The sequence below is a fragment of the Bacillus sp. JST-5 genome (genome assembly GCF_057747715.1).
The window spans coordinates 1-20,880 of the sequence record NZ_JBYLHW010000051.1; the positions used below are offsets into that span (position 1 = coordinate 1).

The following is a 20,880-nucleotide window of genomic DNA, read 5'->3' on the forward strand; positions in this document are numbered from 1 at the left end:
TAGAAAATGATGAGCAAAAAAAGACAAACCCCAACTCAAATGAAGCATTTGAGTTGGGGTTTGTCGACAGTCTGAAAACTCGTCAAAAGACGAGTTTTCATTTATGCATATAAAGGATATTTATCGGTTAATGCTTTGACACGTTTGCGTGCTTCGGTTAAGGCAGCTTCATCTTCATGGTTTTTCAATGTATAGGCAATAATGCTAGCAACCTCTTTCATTGCCTCTTGATCAAAACCACGAGAAGTAACAGCAGCTGTTCCGATACGAATTCCACTTGTAATAAACGGACTTTCTGGATCAAATGGAATCGTATTTTTATTTACAGTAATTCCTACTTCATCTAAAACTTTTTCAGCCACTTTCCCTGTTAATTGTAATGAGCGTAAATCGACTAATAATAAATGGTTATCTGTTCCACCAGATACGATGGTTAATCCTTCTTCTTTAAGACTGTCTGCTAAAACTTTTGCATTAAGTACAACATTTTCAATATATTGTTTAAAGCTATCTTGTAAAGCTTCTCCTAACGCAACTGCTTTTGCTGCGATTACATGCATGAGCGGACCGCCTTGAATACCAGGGAAGACTGATTTATCAATTTTTTTCGCAAATTCTTCTTTACATAAAATCATACCACCGCGTGGCCCACGAAGTGTTTTATGTGTTGTTGTTGTAACAAAATGTGCATGTGGAACTGGATTTGGATGTAGTCCTGCTGCTACAAGACCAGCAATATGAGCCATGTCCACCATTAAATATGCTCCAACTTCATCAGCTATTTCGCGGAAACGTTTAAAATCAATGACACGCGGATAGGCGCTTGCACCAGCTACAATCAGTTTTGGTTTATGAGTACGTGCTTTTTCTAATACATCGTCATAGTTAATTGTATGAGTTTTTTCATCCACCCCATACTCGACAAAATTGTATTGAATTCCGCTAAAGTTTACTGGGCTTCCATGCGTTAAATGTCCACCGTGTGATAAATTCATTCCCAATACTGTATCGCCAGGTTCAAGAACGGTAAAATAGACAGCCATATTGGCTTGTGCACCGGAATGAGGTTGTACGTTAACATGTTCTGCCCCGAATAATTGCTTGGCTCTTTCTCGAGCTAAATTTTCAACAACATCAACATGTTCACATCCGCCATAGTAACGGCGACCTGGATAACCTTCAGCATATTTATTCGTTAACACGGAACCTTGAGCTTCCATGACAGCTTGACTAACAAAGTTTTCAGAAGCAATCAGTTCAATGTTTGCTTGTTGTCTTTTTAGCTCTGCCTGCATGGCTTCAAAAACTGCTTGATCTTGCTTTTGGATGTGACTCATACTGGATCCCCCTTATTGAAGATGATAGCGCTCTCAAAATTTCAAAGGTATGTTTACCTCTTTCATTCTATCAGTTTCTCAGATGTTTATAAAGGTTATAATTTAGTTGCATTTTTCCATGTCGTTTCTTTTTGTATAGATCGCTCGTTCTCCACCAATTAATTTAGGACGAGTTTTGGCAAGTGTTATAGGGGCATGACCAATACGCTTTCGACTCACACGAACAGGGACAGCCACATGTTTCAAATGCATGCCGATGAGCGTACTGCCAATGTCGATTCCTCCGTCTGCTCGTATAAATTCTACAACAACTGGATCGTCAAACTGTTCAAAAGCATAAGTTGCCATTGCTCCTCCAGCTTTTCGATGTGGGATGACGGATACTTCTTCTAAATCTTTGAATTGTAATAATTTGCGTTCCACTACAAGAGCACGGTTTAAATGTTCACAACATTGAAAGGCTAAATATACCCCGTGTTGATCCGCATAGTTCTTAAATGCATGATACAAAGCTTGTGCAATTTCGAATGAACCGGATGTTCCAATTCTTTCCCCGGCAATTTCCGAAGTCGAACACCCGACTACGAAAATATCCCCTTTTTTTAATTGAGCCTGTTGTTGATACTCGTCCAACGTTTCCGCGATTTCCACTTTTATTTGTTGTACGATTGACATCGAGTGTTCACCTCGAAGATTACGAGTTATAGATTTTCCTCTTCGTATTTTGAAATTTTCCCAATTCGTTGATCGTGTCTTCCGCCTTCGTATTCCGTTGTTAACCATACTTTTACGATTTCGCGAGCCAACCCAGGACCAATGACGCGCTCACCCATCGCTAATACATTGCTATTGTTATGTTCTCTTGTTGCTCTTGCGCTAAAAACATCATGAACAAGTGCACAACGAATGCCTTTTACCTTGTTTGCCGCAATACTCATTCCAATTCCTGTTCCGCATATTAAAATCCCGCGATCAAATTCGCCTTTTGCAACTTTTTCTGCTACTGGTAATGCATAATCTGGATAATCTACAGAAGTTTCACATTCACAACCAAAATCTTCGAACTCTATATTTAATTCTTTTAATAATGATTTAATTTCCTCACGAATTCGAATACCACCATGATCGGATGCAATTGCTACTTTCATCCGTTTTCATCCTCCTTTAATGTTTGTCAAACTTATTTTGACACACTTCGATGGAATTATAAAGATAATAGAATCGTTATTTTCCGCTTATTACTTTGATTTATTTATTTTTTATACATAAATTAAGACTACATCGCCTAGCGACATAGTCTCGATTTTTCACTGTTACATTTTAAAACGTTCAATCGTTCCTTTTAATTTTTCTGCTTGTTCTCGCAGCTCTTGAGCGAGTTTTTCCACATTTTCAATGACAACGGTTTGCTCTTCTGTTGCAGATGCTACCTCTTCAGCACCAGCAGAAGTTTCTTCCGCAATGGCTGCCACTTCTTGAGATTGGATAGAAGTATTTTTTATTCCTTCCATTTGTTGATCGACTAGTAAAGAAATTTGTTTCACGGATTCTGCCACTTGATGAATCGTATTCGTCATTTCCTCAATGACTACATTTGTTTGCGTTCCTTTTTTTACTTCATGATTCGCGGAATCTACTTGTGTATGAATTTGAACAACAACATTTTGGACTTCTTCTTGAATCGTTTTGATTAGCTCTGTAATTCCGCTAACAGCTTTGGCACTTTCATCCGCTAAAATACGAACTTCTTCGGCAACCACAGCAAATCCTTTCCCATGCTCTCCCGCACGAGCTGCCTCAATGGAAGCATTAAGTGCTAAAAGGTTGGTTTGGTTAGCAATTTCCCCTACGACTTTAATGATATCTTCAATTTGTTTTGCATTCTCTTCAAGTCGTTGAACAACTTGTAAAGATTTTTCATTATCATTGGCAATCCGTTCAATACCGGAAATTAATGAATGAATAACCTCTTTACTTGTTTGAAGTTCATTAACCATATGTTTTGATAGATCTTCGGAGTTTTTTGCATTTGTCTGCACTTTTTGTGCGATTTCCATCACATCTTCCACCGATTCAGCTGTAGATTGAATAGATACAGCTGAATTCTCAGCTCCTGATGAAATTTCAAAGATCGTTCGAGCAATATTATCTGCTTGTTCTGCCGCACGTGTTGACTCATTCGAAATCGTCAACACTTTTTCATTGGTTGCTTTAAAGTTCTCTTCAATATTTTGAACCATTTCTCTTAAACTTTTTAACATGTGATTAAATGCAATCCCAAGTGAACGAATTTCATCATCGGATTTTGGAATTTCGGCATCTTCTTTAATATCTCCGCTAGCTGCTTTTAAAGCTGCCAACTCAATTTTTTTCAACGGTTTCGTGATGAATCCAGCAGCGAAAAATGCCAATATCCCTGACCAAATAATCCCTAGGGATAATGTAGCAATTGTAAACAATGCTTCACTCATATATTTTTCTAAGTACGGATAAATGAAATAAAGAAAGAATGCACTTGTCGAGTATGTAATCAAAGCTAGTGAGGTAGTAAAGAATACTAATTTTTTTCGTAGTCCGAATTTGTATCTTCTTTTTTCCATTTGTTCTGACATGAATGTCCCCCCAAAACTCCATCATTGATTTGCTATTTTATTTTGGATTTCATTGATTAACTCGCTTAGTTCTTGAAACGTTTCTCGGTATATTTCCACCGACCCGCCGAACGGATCTATCACATCACCGCTTTTACCAGCAAATTCTTTAATAGTAAAAACTTTTTCTTTTGCTTCAGGGTACTCGTTCAAAATCCAATTTTTATGGTCTTTTGTCATAGTTAAAATGTAATCAGCCCAATCTATGTCCATTTTCCCAAGTTGTTTTGCTTGATGGGAAAACTCGATATCTTTTTCTTTTAATACTTCTTTTGTTTGAGGGGAGGCATCTGCTCCAGGCATCGCAAAAATTCCAGCTGATCGTACCTCTAACCCTTCGATATGATTACTTTTTAATATTGCTTCCGCCATAGGACTACGGCATGTATTTCCAGTGCATACGAATAAAACACGTGCCATCGACATCCTCCTTTATTACCATTATAAGTGAAATTTCACAACTTCCATAGACAAAATTAAAAATTTTCCTACAAATTCGAACAATTTTTGAAAATTTAAATGAAGACCAAAAAAATAGGGAGTCCCTTTTAATCGAAGACCACCCTATTGCTACATTATATCGAAAAAAGTAATCGTAATCCAAATCCGATTAATATACAGCCACCTAATGCCTCACTGTATTTTCCAAGCCATCCTTTTATTTTTCTCCCTAATATTAGTCCTAACCATGTGAGTACTGTCGCGGATATTCCAAACAACAGAATGGCGATGGCAGTTTTTGCTCCGAAAATTCCTAAAGAAAGCCCCACCGACAAACTATCTAAACTAACGCTCAATGAAAACAATAAAAGACCCGAACCAACCGGTTCTAAAGAACGAAATTCCTCTTCTTTAAATAAAGAAAATAACATCTGTCCACCTAATAAAATGAGAAGGATACCACCTGCATAAGTCGCTAACGTTCCAAATTGTTCAGATAAAAATCTTCCGGCAATCATTCCGATTAAAGGCATCCAAACGTGGAATAAACCAACGGTAAGTCCGATGATAAAGATTTGCTTTAATCTTAACGAAAGCATTCCCATTCCTAATCCTACAGAAAACGCGTCCATTCCTAAGGCAATGGCCATTAATATAAGTGCAATGATTTCTTCGGTAAATGCTAACATAAAAAAACCCCCTTGGGACTGGCTTCATTCCAACATATGCACAGTTTGGGGGTTTTAGAATCTTTACTAATTTATTGATCTTCTTTTTCGATTCGATGACCTGCTGCTTTTCTCAGGCGGTTCATGATTGCGTCCCCTATTTGTTCATTTGGGAAAGCTTCTGAATAAATTAAATCTATTTCATATTGATTAAATTCTCTCAACGTGTCATAAAGTTTAGCAGCGACCGTTGTTAAGTCCTTTCGATTACCACAAGATATAACAACATCAGCATCATAAAAATCTTTATTTTCTTCGGTTGTAAGTATGCCTACTTTCAACCCTTTCCTTTGTTGTTCCTCAATTTTTTTCTGAATCCACTCTTTGCTTCCATCTAACACGATTAACGGAGCATCTGGCGCATAATGGGTATACTTCATCCCAGGAGATTTCGGTTTTTCTTTTTCTGAATGCAACGCTGCATCGATGTGAACTTCTCCAATTACCGCTTCTATTTGTTCTTTCGTAATTCCACCTGGACGTAAAATCACCGGAATATTTTCTGTACAGTCAATAACAGTTGATTCTACACCTACGCCAGTTTCTCCCCCATCAATGATTGCAGCGATTTTCCCTTGTAAATCATCATAAACATGACTAGCTTTCGTTGGGCTTGGCTTTCCTGAACGGTTGGCACTCGGTGCGGCGATCGGTAATTGAGCCGCTTCAATTAGAGCGAGCGCAATCGGATGATTCGGCATACGAATGGCGACTGTCGGAAGATTTGCCGTAACAGCCGGACTCAGTACACCTTTTTTTTGTGGAAAAAGAATGGTTAAAGGACCTGGCCAAAATCGATCCATTAATATTTGGGCAGACTTCGGTATTTCCTCAACCATTTCTTCTACTTGCTTTATATTCGCAACATGGATAATTAGCGGATTGTCACTTGGACGGCCTTTTGCTTGATATATCTTTTGCACGGCTTCATCACTTTTGGCATTGGCCCCTAAACCATATACCGTTTCGGTCGGAAATGCTACAATTTCATTTTCTTTTAAAAGTTTAGCTGCTTGTACAATATGTGGATGATTCATTAAGTTATCAACAATGTTATCCACTTTCAACCATTTTGTCTCCATTTATGATCTCCTCTTATGTAAACCGATTTATACGTTATTTTATCAGTATTTGAATTAAATAAATACGTAGAAAGTATAAAAGAAGATGAAAAATAAAACAAGCTTTATCCACAAAATGTGAATAAAACCTTGGGAAAAGTGGATAACTTTGTGGATAAATGGGATTATTTTATATGAATTTTCATTATATATAGACCGTTATCCACAATATCTTCAATTTTATTTTCATATGATTCTAAAATGGATGGGGAAATATCCTCCGCATCTGTTTCTTGAAAGCCAAGCATTTTAAAAAATGGCTTCGCTTCCTTTCTATGCGTAACGATAATTAATTCTTTTAATCCTTTTTCTTTGGCTATTGCAAATGTGCTTTTAAATAGAAGGATCATCTGTTTTTCATTGACGGTAGGATGTACAACAAGTGATCGCAATAATCCAGAAGATTGATGAATCTCAAAACCAATCGTACCTAAAATATCTCCATGTTCATTTTTTAAAAGGCTAAACAATTCCATCTGATCAATTAACTCATCATAAGGAACTTTTGCCTTCTCTAAAAACTTTTGTAAAGCAAAACGATCTTCAATATCTCCACGTACTACGATCGAATCCATAACATCACCTCTATCATTGTTCTATTCTATGAATATGTTTTTATAGAGAAAATAGAACTTTTTGATAGAGGTAAAAATATCCCTTTATACAAATAGACTGATAATATAATCAAAGATTTCTAAAAGGAAAAATTTCACTTCTGTTTCTTTTTCCTCAGCATATAGCGGCTCTTTGTCCTGATCATTATCATTTGTCTCATTTTCATCAAAACCATCACTGACCGCTGTACCATTGGAAAAATCTAAGAAACATAATGGCGGAAATAAAACACACCACCAGTTTGCACCTTTTGCTTCGCCAATTTCAATCACTATAGCCTCATATTCTCCTGCCGGGTATAAAAACTTTCCATACAGCTTCGTCGGAAACTTTGCTTTTTTGAAAGATACGTTCACACGATCATTACTTTGATAGGCTTCTAGTACGTTTTCACTAATTTCTTGAATGATCGGTAAATTCCTTTTAATAGTTTCTCGAGCTTCTTCGATAGACGTTAAATGCTCAACCCATTTTGTAATTTCAGCATTCACTTGATTACGAATTTCTCTTTTAATCTCTTGATCTTTTTCTGTATTACTATTCGCTAATATTCGAAGCCTAATAGCTTCATTTGGAATAATGACCGTTTCTCCCGTTGCTGCTTCGCTCTTCGGTATATATAAACTAAACATAGTACCTATAGAAATGACGATTAAATATAATACTGCTAAATGTTTTTGTTGTTTCATTTTCACTTCCCCCTTCACTAGTTCATTGTGGACAAAGTCTCATAATCTTATACACGTTTTTCTATCATTCTTAAAATTTTTTAAACCAGAGATCAAATATAGGTCAGACGTATCAATTTCATAACAATTGGTTGACCGAAAACAATCATATGCTATACTGATGGTGAAAAAATAAATAAACTGATGTACCACTAGGGGAGTCTTTTTATGAAGGCTGAGATATGCACGTTTATGCATGGACCCTTTGAACCTGATCTGGATCATACCAGCGGAGGGAAGTGGATGTAGTCATGTACATTTACTATTTTTGTAGATTTCATCGCTACTTCCATACCCGGAAGTAGCGTTTTTTATTGGAAAACACTCCTCTTGTGGTCGTCGTTGGGAAGGAGAAAGAAAAATGACGTTTTGTGATGAGGTTCGGAACGAATGCAATGACTTATGGGAAGCCAGTTTCCATCATCCTTTCGTAAAAGGGATTGGCGATGGAACGTTACCTATCGATACGTTTCGATTTTACATTAAACAGGATTCCTATTATTTAAGTCACTTTTCTAAAATTCAGGCGTTTGGTGCTTTAAGATCATCAAATTTAGCAATGACGAAAAGCTTTGCAGAGCACGCAGTAGCTACATGTGAGGCAGAGCATCGTCTACATGAATCGTTTATGAAAATGTTGGATGTGACTGAGGAAGAACTGGAACAGTTTCAGCCGTCCCCATCTGCGTATGCCTATGTTTCTCACATGTATCAATGTGCATTTACAGGCGATTTAGCTGATTTATTAGCAGCTCTTTTACCTTGTTACTGGCTTTACTACGAAATTGGAGAGCGTTTAAAAGATGCAAAGCCAAACCACCCGATTTACAACCGCTGGATTGAAACATACGGATCTGATTGGTTTGCTGAAAAAGTAAAGGAGCAAATTCAACGAATGAATGAATTAGCCGAAAATCTATCTCCTATAAGAAGAAAAGAATTGAAGTTGCATTTTCGCAAAAGCAGTTATTATGAATGGCATTTTTGGGATATGGCTTGGCGCATGGAAGATTGGGAAATTGAAGATTATGCTTACATACAAAAATAAGGGGGAAATTAGAATATGTTAAATACTAGACTACTAACAAACATTCGTCATGAAAAGCCCCTCGTTCATTGTATAACGAATATTGTTGTAGCCAATTTTCAAGCAAATGGTTTATTAGCTTTGGGAGCATCTCCGATTATGGCCGATGCGGTAGAAGAGGTGGAAGAAATGGCCTCCATCTCCTCTGCTGTCGTACTAAATATTGGGACATTAAATTCCTATACAGTTGAATCGATGCTTAAAGCCGGAAAAGCAGCTAATTTAGCGAATATTCCCGTCGTTTTAGATCCTGTCGGTGCAGGTGCTACCAATTATCGTAAAAAAGTCGTCCATCATCTTTTACAAGAAATAAACGTTTCTGCCATTCGTTGCAACGCAGGTGAACTTGCTTCTATTGCAGGTATTGATTGGTCTGCTCGAGGGGTTGACGCTGGCAGTGGAAATACCGATGTACAAAATATAGCGTTGCAAGTAGCACGTAATTACAATACAACGGTTGCAGTAACTGGGGAAGTTGATTATATCACCGACGGAAACACAATGGTTGAAATTCGAAATGGGCATCCTTTCATGCCAATAGTCACAGGGACAGGATGTTTACTAAGCGGAATTACAGGAGCATTTTTAGCCGTAGATCATTCAGCAAGTTGTTTAGAGTCTATCGCCACATCTGTTACATGTTACGGAATTGCTGGTGAAATCGCTGCTAAACATGCAGATGGTCCAGGTAATTTTTATATACAATTTTTAAATACTCTCCATAGCATGACAGAAGAGGACGTTCGTTCATACGCTAAAATTTCATGGAAAAAGGAGACCGTCCAATGAAGCCTATTGCATTAACAATTGCCGGATCAGATAGTGGCGGTGGTGCCGGCATTCAAGCCGATTTAAAGACTTTTCAAGAATTAGGTGTGTACGGAACATCTGTAATTACTGCTGTTACCGCCCAAAATACGTTAGGTGTGCACGGTGTATATCCGCTTGAACGGAACGCTGTCGGAAATCAACTAAAAGCGATTGGCGATGATTTTGACATCAATGCTGTCAAAACCGGAATGCTGGTTGATTCGAATATCATTGAAGAAGTCGCTCACTGGATTAAGCATTTTCGGTGGACTCCAATCGTCATTGATCCAGTCATGGTGGCAAAGGGTGGGGAACCATTATTAAAAAAGGAAAGTATGGAAGCCCTTAAGACGGAACTCATTCCGTTAGCAAAAGTCATTACCCCAAACTTAGTGGAAGCCGAATTATTAACCGGCATAAACATTCACAACGATAAAGACTTATTAATAGTAGCGGAAAGGTTATTAAATATGGGAGCAAAAGCTGTCGTTATCAAAGGCGGTCACCAATTTAAAAGTTCATGGTCAACTGACTTTTTCATTCATGAAAACGGTGAACAACTATTTTTAAGAGGAAAACGAATATTAACAAAAGATACACACGGGACAGGATGTACATTTTCTGCAGCTATTACATCTGCGCTTGCGAATGGTTCGCCAGTTAAAGATGCTATCATTTCTGCAAAAAAATATATTCACGCAGCTATTATGGACGGATTACATATTGGAAAAGGTTATGGTCCAACCAATCATTGGGCCCATCGAAAAATGAATGAAATTAAAGATTTCCACGTTGATATCTCAACGAATGTAGAGGAGGTATTATTTTGAATATCGCGAGCATTCTTCCATGCTATTTTATTATGGGTTCTATAAATACACTAAATCGTGATCCTTTACATGTTCTTGAAGAGGCGTTAAAGGGCGGTATCACCTGTTTTCAATTACGGGAAAAAGGAAAAGGGGCGCTCATTGGTGAGGAGAAACGTGCATTTGCTATTGAATGTATGAAATTGTGCCATAAATATCATATCCCGTTTATCGTCAACGATGATGTTGAACTTGCCGCATCGATTGGTGCAGATGGAGTCCATATAGGTCAAGATGATCTCGCTCTTTATGAGGCGAAAAAAATGCTAGGGAAACAAAAAATCATCGGTATTTCGGTCCATCATTGGAAGGAAGCGGAGTTTGCCATTAAAGGTGGGGCCCATTATGTTGGAATCGGTCCCGTATATGAGACAAAATCAAAAGAGGACGCAAAAATGCCTTCTGGAACTCGCGTAATTGAAGACGTTCATCGCACCTTTCCTTCTCTCCCTATCGTTGGAATCGGAGGAATTTCAGCAACCAATCTTCAGCCTGTCATTGCAGCAGGTGCAAAAGGGGTGGCAGTTATTTCAGCAATCAGTCATGCGGAACATCCATATCAAACAGCATCGATGATAAAAAATAAAGTAGTTGATCTCCTCCAACGATCCGTCCATAACAGATAATTACTCGTTTGAACAAAAGATCGGCCATTAGCCGATCTTTTTTATATTTGCAAAAACCATTCGCTCTTTCCCATTAATATCATTTACGACTTCGATTTTTTCCAACTTATTCGGAAAAGCTGCTTTTAACAACGAAGCGACTGCTTCTCCTTGCCCATGACCAATTTCAAATGCAATTAAACTTTCTTCCTCAACGACCAATGGCAACTGATTTGCGAGTTGCCGATACGCATCTAGACCATCATTTCCTGCAAAAAGAGCTTTTTTTGGCTCATAGTCTTTCACGGTGGTAGACAATATTTCTCGATCCTTTAACGGTATATACGGTGGGTTGGATACGATTACTGAAAACCTTTCTCCTTTTTGAATAAATGGCTCTAAAAAATTCCCTTCTACAAACTCAACATCCGCCTTTAAATTTTCTGCATTCATCTTCGCGACATTTAAAGCTGCAAAAGAAATGTCAGACGCAGTAACCAATAAATTCGGTTCCTCAAGCTTTAATGTAATGGCAATTACACCACTACCAGTCCCGACATCCAACACCTTAGTCGATTCTTTCTTCGGCAATCGATCTAAAACGCCAACAACAAGTTCTTCAGTTTCTGGACGAGGAATTAGTACATGTTCATTAACGAAAAACTTCCTTCCATAAAACTCTTCAAAGCCTAACAAATATTGAACAGGAACCCCTTTTTGAACATGTTCATTTACCAAACGCTGAAAGGTTTCCATCGTTTGATCGGAAAGCTCCGAATGTGCATTAGCAAAAAGTTGAGATCTTGAAAAACTTAATAAATGACGGAGAATAATTTCTCCGATATTTTCATCCTTATGATTGCTTTTTAAATACGAAGAAGCCCAATGTAGGGCCTCGTAAATTCTATTTTTTGAGTTATTCATTTTCCGCTCTCTGCAATTTTTTTGATTGTTCATCTAGCACTAATGCATCAATGATTTCATCGAGCTTTCCTTCTAACACTTGATCTAATTTTTGAATGGTTAAACCTATACGGTGGTCAGTCACACGGTTTTGCGGATAATTGTATGTGCGAATACGCTCAGAGCGATCCCCTGTTCCTACCGCAGATTTACGTTGAGCATCATATTCGGCACGAGCTTCTTGTTGGTATTTGTCGTAAATACGTGCACGTAATACTTTCATCGCTTTTTCTTTATTTTTGATTTGTGATTTTTCATCTTGGCAAGAAACGACAATACCTGTAGGGATGTGAGTTAAACGAACGGCAGACATTGTTGTATTAACGCTTTGTCCCCCTGGTCCGCTTGAGGCAAAAGTATCTACACGAATATCTTTTTCATTAATTTCGACTTCGACTTCTTCCGCTTCAGGTAAACATGCAACTGTAGCTGTGGATGTATGAATACGTCCTCCAGATTCCGTTTCAGGAACACGTTGAACACGATGCGCACCATTTTCGTATTTTAGTTTGGAATAAGCCCCTTTTCCATTGATCATAAAAATGATTTCTTTATATCCACCAAGACCAGTAGGACTAGCTTCAATCACATCGATTTTCCAACCGTTGTTTTCTGCATATCGGCTATACATCCGGAATAAGTTTCCTGCAAATAGCGCAGCTTCTTCTCCACCTGCAGCTCCGCGAATCTCCATAATAACGTTTTTATCATCATTTGGATCTTTCGGAATTAATAAAATTTTTAATTTTTCTTCGATTTGTTCAAGCTGATCTTGTAGATCGGAAATTTCTTCTTTCACCATTTCTCTCATTTCCGGATCCAATTTCTCTTCTAACATAGCTTTCGCATCTTCATATTGTTGTTTAATTTTTTTATATTCACGATACGTCTGAACCGTCTCTTCGATATCTGACTGTTCTTTTGAATATTCTCTTAATTTTTTCGGATCATTCACGATATCCGGGTCACTTAAAAGTTCATTTAATTTTTCATAGCGATCTTCTACCGCTGCTAATCGATCAAACACGGCTTTTCACCTCATAACGTTCTTTAAAAACTTCAATAACATTGTAATTATAGTATAATATACTAATTATCGTCAAAATGAAATCCTATCAACGTTCATAATTCCCCAGGGACCAATCCTTGAACCCTCGATTATCGGTTCATCCATTTGAACACATTTCAAACTCTTCGTTTCCTTAATGCCACCTCATTGAAAAAACCAGGTGCAATTTGCCCTGGCTGTTATGAACGGTCCTCTCGAATGGTTACTTCAATATCATATCTTGGTAAAGCCCCTGTTAAAATTCGATGAAGCTTTCCTTCTTCTTTAATCTTTTCATTATGAGATAACATACCTTGTCGATAAACAGTGACCCACATATTATCTCCATTGATCCAAACGGGACCAGCCCGATATCCTTCCATATCGTTAATGATCGATTTTGCTTTATCAATATCTTTTCCATAATTATCTGAGCGATTCCCGTTATTCAAAAGATTAGGATTTTGGTCTAATATATATACACCTTCATTATTCTCACGATCCACGACATTATCATTGTTCGAAACCATCTTTTTTGCATTTCGGTCTTCATTTTCTAAATATGTTGAACTGTTCTCCTTTTGTTGACAACCAATAAGTACGAGTACTATTGAAAAAAGTACAATGAACCATCGATGCACTCGTTCCACCTCCTTATGATTAGCTTAACCATTCCAGCTAAGGAGTTTAGTGGAACTTTTTTCCTCAACCAAACAAAAACCCGTGTCTTACACAGGTTTTGTTGTAACGTTTAGTTGTTTATGAGAATTTGGTGCACCCGGAACTACATGATGGTGGCGACAACGAGGCTCATAAGATTCTGCCGCTCCAACTAAAATTACAGGATCATTATAAGAGGCTGGCTCCCCATTTATTAGACGCTGCGTTCTACTTGCTGGTGATCCGCAAACAGCACAAACGGCTTGTAACTTTGTCACCAATTCAGCGATGGAAAGGAGCTTCGGCATTGGGCCAAACGGTTCTCCACGAAAATCTTGATCAAGCCCTGCAACGATGACCCGATATCCGCTATTTGCTAGCATTTGCACAATATCAACGATATCATCGCTAAAAAACTGAACTTCATCGATCGCAATTACATCTACATCCGCATCTATATAATGAATAATCTCTTTGGCATCCGAAATGGGTTGTGCTCGAAAAGCTGTTCCGTTATGAGAGACGATTTCTTCTTTGCTGTATCGATTGTCTATTTGCGGTTTAAAAACTTTAATATTTTGTTTAGCGAAATCAGCTCGCCGAACTCTTCGAATTAATTCTTCCGATTTCCCCGAAAACATACTCCCGCAAATTAATTCAATCCAACCCGATTGCTTCATTACATACATGGGGCGATTTCTCCTTCCCTAAATCTACTCTATTATATTCTTTAATGTTCTTTGCATCTTTATACTAATTGACTTTTTAATGGCTATGTAATAAAAAAACAGGCAAGCCAATGATTTTCCTTGCCTGTTTTTACTCTGAAAATAATTATGATTAGCCTTTAAGACCGTATTTTTTGTTGAAGCGATCAACACGGCCAGCAGCTGTTGCGAATTTTTGACGTCCGGTATAGAAAGGGTGACATTCAGAGCAAATCTCTACACGCACCTCATCTTTTACGGAACCACTTTCAAATTCATTTCCGCATGCACATTTAACAAGTACACGTTTGTACTCAGGATGAATTCCTTGCTTCATCACTTTCACTCCTTCCGCCCTGAATCATTCCGAAACAGAGTTAATCCATTACGATGCGCATTTACGCATACTCTAAAAAAAACACTGAACTAATTATAACAAGGTCACTATTGAATTGCAATATTTCCTTCTCATTAAAATACAAACGAATCTTTCCAATTATAACATTTTTTTCGCTTTCCCATTGGCTTTTGCTTCTTCAATAACCATTTGGAAAAATTCTTCATTTGAGTCCGTTTGTTTTAACTTACGCAAAAATTTCTCCGCAAAATCAGGTTGATCAGACATGGACTTTCGAATGGCCCATAAAATTTCAAGATGCTGCTTAGGAATCAATAGCTCTTCTTTTCTTGTTCCTGAACGGCGAATGTCAATCGCTGGGAAAATACGTTTTTCTGCTAATGAACGATCTAAATGAAGTTCCATGTTCCCTGTACCTTTAAATTCTTCATAAATGACATCGTCCATACGAGAACCAGTATCAATGAGTGCTGTAGCTAAAATTGTTAAACTTCCGCCCTCTTCAATGTTACGGGCTGCTCCAAAGAATCGTTTTGGGCGATGAAACGCTGCTGGATCAATACCTCCAGAAAGTGTTCTTCCACTTGGAGGAATAACAAGGTTATAGGCACGAGCTAGTCGTGTTATACTATCCATTAAAATAATAACATCTCGTTTATGCTCGACCAATCTCATTGCTCGTTCTAACACTAATTCAGCTACTTTAATATGATTTTCCGGTACTTCATCGAATGTGGAGCTGACAACATCTCCTGCAACAGAACGCTCAATATCCGTCACCTCTTCCGGACGCTCATCAATTAAAAGGACAATTAGTTCAGCTTCCGGATGGTTCGTTGTGATACTGTTAGCGATTTGTTTTAATAGCTGAGTTTTCCCTGCTTTTGGCGGCGCCACGATTAAACCGCGTTGACCAAAACCAACAGGTGTAATTAAATCCATGATTCTTGTTGATAGCGTTTTCCCATCTGTTTCTAATTTCATTTGACGATCTGGATATAAAGGGGTTAATGCTGGAAAATGCACACGTTCTTTTGCTACTTCAGGATCTTCTCCGTTTACTGCTTCCACATGCAATAATCCGAAATAACGTTCATTTTCTTTCGGTGGTCGAACTTTTCCAGATACTTTATCTCCATTCCTTAAATCAAAGCGCCGAATCTGTGAAGCTGAAATATAAATGTCTTCAGAACTTGGAGAATAATTAATTGGTCGTAAAAAACCAAATCCTTCCGACTGAATAATTTCCAGCACGCCTTCCATGAAAAAGTATCCTTCTTGTTCCGCACGAGCTTTTAAAATGGCAAAAATAAGTTCTTTTTTTGTTAATTTGCTGTAATATGAAATCTTATATTGTTTCGCAAGTTCATAAAGATCCTTTAACTTCATATTTTCCAGCGATGAAATTGTAAGGTCTTCCAAAATATTCACACCACGCTTTTAAAATTTTTATCATATTTTTAATAACATAAAGATGGAAAGAGTTAAGGATTGAAGGAATTAATCAGGGAAGCTATCGTAAATGGTAAGTAGGGAGGCAATTGGTAATATTCACCGCTAGCCTTTTTATTCTATGAAAAGCATTACTTATTTTAACCATATATTATTAAAATAATCAATAACTATTAATAAAAAAGTGGATACATTGAATAAAAATTTCATAGAAATGGGAAGTACGGCAGCTTTAACCGTACTTCACCTGCTTATTTGAAAGGTTGATAATCAAGTTTTATAGTTTTATGGTTTAATAACTAAATTTGGTTTTTTATTTAAACTATGTCTTCCCTCAATAAATCGAACAGTGCCGGATTTGGCTCTCATAACAACGGAATGAGTTAATCCGTAAGAACCTTTAAATTGAACACCTTTTAATAGTTCTCCGTCAGTTACTCCTGTTGCAGCAAAAATGGCATCATCTCCGCGAACAAGGTCTTCCATATAAAGAACTTTATTAACATCAATCCCCATTTTTTTGCAACGTTCTATTTCCTGATCATTTTGAGGCATTAATTTTCCTTGAATCTCTCCGCCAAGACATTTCAAGGCTACTGCGGCAATTACGCCTTCAGGAGCTCCACCGATACCGAATAAAATGTCAACACCTGTATGATCAAAAGCTGTATTGATCGCTGCCGCAACATCACCATCATTAATTAATTTTATTCGAGCACCTGCTTCTCTCAACTGATGAATAATATGCTCATGGCGCGGACGGTTTAATACCGTTGCCACAACGTCTTCAATATCTTTATTTTTAGCTTTAGCAACAGCTTTTAAATTGTCTAATACAGAAGCATTAATGTCAATTTGGCCAACCGCTTCTGGACCTACTGCAATTTTATCCATATACATATCCGGTGCGTGAAGCAAGTTTCCATGGTCAGCAACGGCAAGGACCGATAGTGCATTCCATCCTCCGGAAGCAACAATATTGGTACCTTCCAATGGGTCTACCGCTACATCCACTCGCGGTCCATAACCAGTCCCCAATTTTTCACCGATATATAGCATCGGAGCTTCATCCATTTCTCCTTCACCGATTACAACCGTTCCTTTCATTGGGACCGTATCGAATACATCTCTCATCGCTGAAGTTGCTGCATCATCCGCTTCATTCTTCTTTCCGCGTCCCATCCAGCGAGCAGATGCTAACGCAGCAGCTTCCGTAACACGAACAAGTTCCATTGATAAGCTTCTTTCCATAATAACTTCCCCCTGTGGACGATTCATCATTTAATCCGTATAACACAATGCGTATTTATTGTATCACATATTAAGGGTAATAGGGGAATTTTATCATATATTGAAAAAAAGATTATGCATTTTCTAGTTGTTCTACTTCTTCAGCAGTGAGCGGTTCACGCCAAACATTGGCACCTAACCCTGTCAGTTTTTCAATTAGATGACTATAACCACGGTCAATATGTTCAATTCCTGTAATTTCCGTGATTCCGTCTGCCATCAAGCCAGCGATAAATAATGAAGCACCTGCTCTTAAATCGCTAGCTTTGACTTTAGCCCCTTGAAGCTTTGTCGCTCCAGTAATAATCGCTGAACGACCTTCTACTTTAATTTTTGCATTCATTCGGCGAAGCTCATCAACATGTTTAAAACGAGCAGAATAAATAGTATCGGTAACAACACTTGTTCCTTCCGCTTTTGTTAATAGCGTTGTCATCGGCTGCTGTAAATCGGTTGGAAAACCTGGATATACTAAAGTTTTTATATCTACAGGCTTATAAAATTTCGGGCGAGTAATATATACTTGTTCATCATTGACTTCAACGTTTACACCCATTTCTCGCAACTTTGCAATCAACGATTCAAGGTGCTGAGGAATGACGTTATCTATGTAAATTCCATCTCCCATGGCAGCGGCTAAAATCATATACGTTCCCGCTTCAATACGATCAGGAATAATGGTATGGCGGCATCCGTGTAATTGCTTTACTCCATCAATACGGATAACATCTGTCCCTGCTCCTTTAATTTTCGCACCCATATTGGTTAACAATGTTGCAACATCAATGATTTCCGGTTCTTTAGCTGCGTTTTCAATAATTGTTCTTCCCTTTGCCAAAACAGCGGCTAACATAATATTGATCGTTGCACCAACACTAACGACGTCTAGGTAGATTCTAGCCCCTCTTAATTCATCCGCACGAAGGTAAATGGCTCCTCGTTCGTTCGTTACTTTTGCCCCTAGTGCTTCAAAACCTTTAATATGTTGATCAATCGGACGCGGTCCTAAATGACATCCTCCCGGTAATCCGATGACGGCCTTTTTAAACTTTCCTAACATCGCCCCCATTAAATAATAGGAAGCGCGAAGTTTTTTTACTTTCCCGTTTGGAAGTGGCATCGAAACCATATTGGACGGATCAATATTCATTACTCGTTGATGAAAATCAACTTTTCCACCAATTTCTTCTAACAAATCTTTTAAAATAAGGACATCGGATATTTCGGGAAGACCTTCTATAACGACAGGTGAGTCTGCTAAAATTGCGGCAGGAATTAAGGCAACGGCGCTATTTTTTGCTCCATCAATTTTCACTGTCCCTTTTAGGGGCTGTCCACCGGCTATTTTTAGTTTTTCCATGACTATCTCCCTTCAAATAAGCCCAAATAAAGTCTTTGTAATATTGTGAACGTTTTGTGAAAGATTTTCAACTTTTTCGTTCTGACCATTATTAATATTCATAAACAATCGACACTGTTTTTAAACGATTCTTATTGATTTCTCGCATTCCAATCTGCTAAAAATTTTTCAATCCCTTGATCCGTTAACGGATGCTTAAATAATTGAAGAAGTACTTTATATGGAACAGTTGCAATATGCGCGCCTCTCAATGCAGCTTCGGTTACGTGTTGTGGGTGGCGGATAGAAGCAGCAATAATTTCTGTATCAATGGAATGAATTCGGAAAATCTCGGATATTTCAGAGATTAAATCTAGTCCATTGTGACCGATATCATCTAAGCGACCTAAAAATGGAGAAACATAAGTTGCACCTGCACGGGCTGCTAGTAATGCTTGATTAGCACTAAAAATGAGAGTTACATTCGTTTTAATTCCTTCTTGCGAAAATTGATGAACAGCTTTTAAACCTTCTGGTGTCATAGGTACTTTAATGGTAATATTCGGTGCAATTTTCGCTAACTCTCTTCCTTCCTTTAGCATTCCTTCTACATCTAGAGAAATAACTTCAGCACTTACCGAACCTGAAACAATTTCTGTAATTTCTTTTAATCGGTCTTCAAAACGTACGTTTTCTTTTGCTACAAGCGATGGATTTGTTGTTACACCAGCTAATACCCCTAATTGGTGAGCTTCTTTAATTTCCTCAATATTAGCTGTATCAATAAAAAATTTCACATCAATCTCTCCTTTACCATTTTTCACCACTTTGGTGTCTCTTCCTTATTATCACATCTATCATAAAATGAATACTAATTATAATCAATGTTTCAAAAAACGTTTGAAAATTGTTAAAATTCAACTTGCAAAATAATAAAAACCGCCCGTATAGGCGGTTTTTATAAAAATCTTATGCTTTATTGGAAGAACCGAACTCACGCATTTTTCCTTTTACTGTTTCTTTGATGGCATCCCTAGCAGGTCCTAAATATTTTCTTGGATCATAAAGTTCAGGCTTCGCATTTAAAATTTCGCGTATAGCTTTTGTTGCAGAGATTTGGTTTTCTGTATTGACGTTAATTTTTGCCGTACCTAGAGAAATGGCGCGTTGAATATCTTTTGTAGGAATACCAGTTCCACCGTGTAAAACAAGTGGAAGACCAGTGCGTTTGCCTATTTCCTCCATTTCCTTAAATCCTAAATTAGGCTCTCCTTTATATGGGCCGTGAACAGAGCCAAGAGCAGGAGCTAAACAATCAATTCCCGTTCTTTTTGCTAACTCTTCACATTCATTTGGATCGGCATAAATAATTCCGTTTGCGACAACATCGTCTTCTTGTCCACCGACTACACCAAGTTCTGCTTCAACAGAAACTCCATGAAGATGTGCTAGCTCAACTACTTTAGAAGTAATCGCTACATTCTCTTCAAATGGATGGTGTGATGCATCGATCATTACGGAAGTAAATCCTGCGTGGATTGCTTGAGCACATTTCTCAAAGCTGGAACCATGGTCAAGGTGAATGGCAACTGGAACAGTAATTTTATAATCTTCCATTAACCCTTTAACCATATTTACGACCGTTTTAAATCCACCCATATATTTACCTGCGCCTTCAGAAACACCTAAAATAACCGGTGATTTTTCTTCTTCCGCCGCTTGTAAAATCGCTTGAGTAAACTCTAAATTATTTAAATTAAATTGACCTACGGCATATCCTTCAGCCTTAGCCTTTTTTAACATTTCTGTCATCGACACTAAAGGCATTAATGTTCCTCCCTTTTCATTCCGAATAAAAATCACTCTTTTTCATGTTTTCCAAACGAACACATATGTATGAGTGTTAAATAAAATAAGATATATAATGAAACCAATCGGTCATTCAACTATATTTTAACATAAAATAAATGAATTAGAAATTTTTCAAACTCTTATGATTGAGTCAAGTATTTGTGGGCAGTTTTTTTCTCCCTAACAATGAAAGCGGATTCACTATTTTAGGGTACTCTCT

The 20,880-nt window shown here is 37.7% G+C and carries 23 protein-coding genes and 1 riboswitch; of the genes, 4 read left to right on the plus strand and 19 right to left on the minus strand.

The features are described from left to right. Positions 1–101 precede the first annotated feature (101 nt). From glyA to spoIIR, 9 genes are all read right to left on the minus strand, one after another. Positions 102–1,337, minus strand: coding sequence for a serine hydroxymethyltransferase (gene glyA, locus AC3ASS_RS10415; protein WP_488283468.1), 1,236 nt, complete (start codon positions 1,335–1,337; stop codon positions 102–104). Positions 1,338–1,439: 102 nt separating this feature from the next. After that, complete coding sequence (locus AC3ASS_RS10420; protein ID WP_488283469.1) at positions 1,440–2,012, minus strand: TIGR01440 family protein; 573 nt, start codon at positions 2,010–2,012, stop codon at positions 1,440–1,442. A 26-nt stretch (positions 2,013–2,038) separates the two neighbouring features. After that, positions 2,039–2,485, minus strand: a complete 447-nt coding sequence (rpiB, locus tag AC3ASS_RS10425) for a ribose 5-phosphate isomerase B (protein ID WP_488283470.1) — start codon at positions 2,483–2,485, stop codon at positions 2,039–2,041. A gap of 165 nt (positions 2,486–2,650) precedes the next feature. Beyond that, positions 2,651–3,949: a methyl-accepting chemotaxis protein gene (locus AC3ASS_RS10430; protein ID WP_488283471.1), complete on the minus strand. Its 1,299-nt coding sequence runs from the start codon at positions 3,947–3,949 to the stop codon at positions 2,651–2,653. A gap of 21 nt (positions 3,950–3,970) precedes the next feature. After that, complete coding sequence (locus AC3ASS_RS10435; protein ID WP_488283472.1) at positions 3,971–4,408, minus strand: low molecular weight protein arginine phosphatase; 438 nt, start codon at positions 4,406–4,408, stop codon at positions 3,971–3,973. A 155-nt stretch (positions 4,409–4,563) separates the two neighbouring features. Next, positions 4,564–5,118 carry a manganese efflux pump MntP gene (locus AC3ASS_RS10440; protein ID WP_488283473.1) on the minus strand — a complete coding sequence of 185 codons (555 nt, stop codon included), beginning with the start codon at positions 5,116–5,118 and terminating at the stop codon, positions 4,564–4,566. Between the two features lie 71 nt (positions 5,119–5,189). Next, complete coding sequence (locus AC3ASS_RS10445) at positions 5,190–6,239, minus strand: L-threonylcarbamoyladenylate synthase (RefSeq protein WP_488283474.1); 1,050 nt, start codon at positions 6,237–6,239, stop codon at positions 5,190–5,192. A 164-nt stretch (positions 6,240–6,403) separates the two neighbouring features. Continuing rightward, a complete protein-coding gene (locus tag AC3ASS_RS10450; protein ID WP_488283475.1) occupies positions 6,404–6,853 on the minus strand; it encodes a GNAT family N-acetyltransferase in 450 nt (149 codons plus the stop codon). An 84-nt stretch (positions 6,854–6,937) separates the two neighbouring features. Further along, positions 6,938–7,582 carry a stage II sporulation protein R gene (gene spoIIR / locus AC3ASS_RS10455; RefSeq protein WP_488283476.1) on the minus strand — a complete coding sequence of 215 codons (645 nt, stop codon included), beginning with the start codon at positions 7,580–7,582 and terminating at the stop codon, positions 6,938–6,940. Positions 7,583–7,765: 183 nt separating this feature from the next. Next, a riboswitch (TPP riboswitch) is annotated at positions 7,766–7,876 on the plus strand. A gap of 106 nt (positions 7,877–7,982) precedes the next feature. Between spoIIR and tenA the strand changes: the two genes are divergently transcribed. The 4 genes from tenA to thiE are packed head-to-tail and all read left to right on the plus strand — an operon-like array spanning position 7,983 to position 11,013. Next, complete coding sequence (tenA, locus tag AC3ASS_RS10460; RefSeq protein ID WP_488283477.1) at positions 7,983–8,669, plus strand: thiaminase II; 687 nt, start codon at positions 7,983–7,985, stop codon at positions 8,667–8,669. A gap of 15 nt (positions 8,670–8,684) precedes the next feature. Next, positions 8,685–9,497 carry a hydroxyethylthiazole kinase gene (thiM, locus tag AC3ASS_RS10465; RefSeq protein WP_488283478.1) on the plus strand — a complete coding sequence of 271 codons (813 nt, stop codon included), beginning with the start codon at positions 8,685–8,687 and terminating at the stop codon, positions 9,495–9,497. Further along, on the plus strand, positions 9,494–10,348 hold the full coding sequence (gene thiD, locus AC3ASS_RS10470) for a bifunctional hydroxymethylpyrimidine kinase/phosphomethylpyrimidine kinase (RefSeq protein ID WP_488283479.1): 855 nt from the start codon (positions 9,494–9,496) through the stop codon (positions 10,346–10,348). Before thiM ends, thiD begins: the two co-directional genes overlap by 4 nt. A 32-nt stretch (positions 10,349–10,380) precedes the next feature. Beyond that, positions 10,381–11,013, plus strand: coding sequence for a thiamine phosphate synthase (thiE, locus tag AC3ASS_RS10475; protein ID WP_488283489.1), 633 nt, complete (start codon positions 10,381–10,383; stop codon positions 11,011–11,013). 27 nt (positions 11,014–11,040) lie between these two features. On the opposite strand, the gene prmC is transcribed toward thiE, so the two are convergent. The 10 genes from prmC to AC3ASS_RS10525 all read right to left on the minus strand — a co-directional run bounded on the left by prmC (position 11,041) and on the right by AC3ASS_RS10525 (position 20,636). Next, positions 11,041–11,916, minus strand: coding sequence for a peptide chain release factor N(5)-glutamine methyltransferase (gene prmC / locus AC3ASS_RS10480; RefSeq protein WP_488283480.1), 876 nt, complete (start codon positions 11,914–11,916; stop codon positions 11,041–11,043). Next, positions 11,909–12,982, minus strand: a complete 1,074-nt coding sequence (prfA, locus tag AC3ASS_RS10485; RefSeq protein WP_488283481.1) for a peptide chain release factor 1 — start codon at positions 12,980–12,982, stop codon at positions 11,909–11,911. Before prfA ends, prmC begins: the two co-directional genes overlap by 8 nt. A 221-nt stretch (positions 12,983–13,203) precedes the next feature. After that, positions 13,204–13,644 carry a hypothetical protein gene (locus AC3ASS_RS10490; RefSeq protein WP_488283482.1) on the minus strand — a complete coding sequence of 147 codons (441 nt, stop codon included), beginning with the start codon at positions 13,642–13,644 and terminating at the stop codon, positions 13,204–13,206. Between the two features lie 87 nt (positions 13,645–13,731). Further along, positions 13,732–14,352 (minus strand): thymidine kinase, encoded by a 621-nt coding sequence (locus AC3ASS_RS10495; RefSeq protein ID WP_488283483.1) that lies wholly within the window; start codon positions 14,350–14,352, stop codon positions 13,732–13,734. Positions 14,353–14,503: 151 nt separating this feature from the next. Continuing rightward, complete coding sequence (rpmE, locus tag AC3ASS_RS10500; protein ID WP_488283490.1) at positions 14,504–14,707, minus strand: 50S ribosomal protein L31; 204 nt, start codon at positions 14,705–14,707, stop codon at positions 14,504–14,506. 159 nt (positions 14,708–14,866) lie between these two features. Beyond that, positions 14,867–16,150 carry a transcription termination factor Rho gene (gene rho / locus AC3ASS_RS10505; RefSeq protein WP_488283484.1) on the minus strand — a complete coding sequence of 428 codons (1,284 nt, stop codon included), beginning with the start codon at positions 16,148–16,150 and terminating at the stop codon, positions 14,867–14,869. A gap of 315 nt (positions 16,151–16,465) precedes the next feature. Then, positions 16,466–17,431: a class II fructose-bisphosphatase gene (glpX, locus tag AC3ASS_RS10510; RefSeq protein WP_488283485.1), complete on the minus strand. Its 966-nt coding sequence runs from the start codon at positions 17,429–17,431 to the stop codon at positions 16,466–16,468. Positions 17,432–17,543: 112 nt separating this feature from the next. Beyond that, positions 17,544–18,830, minus strand: a complete 1,287-nt coding sequence (gene murA / locus AC3ASS_RS10515) for a UDP-N-acetylglucosamine 1-carboxyvinyltransferase (protein ID WP_488283486.1) — start codon at positions 18,828–18,830, stop codon at positions 17,544–17,546. Positions 18,831–18,961: 131 nt separating this feature from the next. Continuing rightward, positions 18,962–19,606 carry a fructose-6-phosphate aldolase gene (fsa, locus tag AC3ASS_RS10520; RefSeq protein WP_488283487.1) on the minus strand — a complete coding sequence of 215 codons (645 nt, stop codon included), beginning with the start codon at positions 19,604–19,606 and terminating at the stop codon, positions 18,962–18,964. 172 nt (positions 19,607–19,778) lie between these two features. Further along, positions 19,779–20,636 carry a class II fructose-bisphosphate aldolase gene (locus AC3ASS_RS10525; protein WP_488283488.1) on the minus strand — a complete coding sequence of 286 codons (858 nt, stop codon included), beginning with the start codon at positions 20,634–20,636 and terminating at the stop codon, positions 19,779–19,781. Positions 20,637–20,880 lie beyond the last annotated feature (244 nt).

Bases quoted from the DNA above. Each gene is read 5' to 3' on its own strand.
- thiE (WP_488283489.1), top strand. From the start codon at position 10,381: ATGGGTTCTATAAATACACTAAATCGTGATCCTTTACATGTTCTTGAA.
- prmC (WP_488283480.1), bottom strand. From the start codon at position 11,916: ATGAATAACTCAAAAAATAGAATTTACGAGGCCCTACATTGGGCTTCT.
- glpX (WP_488283485.1), bottom strand. From the start codon at position 17,431: ATGGAAAGAAGCTTATCAATGGAACTTGTTCGTGTTACGGAAGCTGCT.
- AC3ASS_RS10430 (WP_488283471.1), bottom strand. From the start codon at position 3,949: ATGTCAGAACAAATGGAAAAAAGAAGATACAAATTCGGACTACGAAAA.
- thiD (WP_488283479.1), top strand. From the start codon at position 9,494: ATGAAGCCTATTGCATTAACAATTGCCGGATCAGATAGTGGCGGTGGT.
- murA (WP_488283486.1), bottom strand. From the start codon at position 18,830: ATGGAAAAACTAAAAATAGCCGGTGGACAGCCCCTAAAAGGGACAGTG.
- AC3ASS_RS10445 (WP_488283474.1), bottom strand. From the start codon at position 6,239: ATGGAGACAAAATGGTTGAAAGTGGATAACATTGTTGATAACTTAATG.
- rpmE (WP_488283490.1), bottom strand. From the start codon at position 14,707: ATGAAGCAAGGAATTCATCCTGAGTACAAACGTGTACTTGTTAAATGT.
- tenA (WP_488283477.1), top strand. From the start codon at position 7,983: ATGACGTTTTGTGATGAGGTTCGGAACGAATGCAATGACTTATGGGAA.
- AC3ASS_RS10440 (WP_488283473.1), bottom strand. From the start codon at position 5,118: ATGTTAGCATTTACCGAAGAAATCATTGCACTTATATTAATGGCCATT.
- AC3ASS_RS10420 (WP_488283469.1), bottom strand. From the start codon at position 2,012: ATGTCAATCGTACAACAAATAAAAGTGGAAATCGCGGAAACGTTGGAC.
- AC3ASS_RS10450 (WP_488283475.1), bottom strand. From the start codon at position 6,853: ATGGATTCGATCGTAGTACGTGGAGATATTGAAGATCGTTTTGCTTTA.
- AC3ASS_RS10525 (WP_488283488.1), bottom strand. From the start codon at position 20,636: ATGCCTTTAGTGTCGATGACAGAAATGTTAAAAAAGGCTAAGGCTGAA.
- AC3ASS_RS10435 (WP_488283472.1), bottom strand. From the start codon at position 4,408: ATGGCACGTGTTTTATTCGTATGCACTGGAAATACATGCCGTAGTCCT.
- rpiB (WP_488283470.1), bottom strand. From the start codon at position 2,485: ATGAAAGTAGCAATTGCATCCGATCATGGTGGTATTCGAATTCGTGAG.
- glyA (WP_488283468.1), bottom strand. From the start codon at position 1,337: ATGAGTCACATCCAAAAGCAAGATCAAGCAGTTTTTGAAGCCATGCAG.
- thiM (WP_488283478.1), top strand. From the start codon at position 8,685: ATGTTAAATACTAGACTACTAACAAACATTCGTCATGAAAAGCCCCTC.
- AC3ASS_RS10495 (WP_488283483.1), bottom strand. From the start codon at position 14,352: ATGTATGTAATGAAGCAATCGGGTTGGATTGAATTAATTTGCGGGAGT.
- spoIIR (WP_488283476.1), bottom strand. From the start codon at position 7,582: ATGAAACAACAAAAACATTTAGCAGTATTATATTTAATCGTCATTTCT.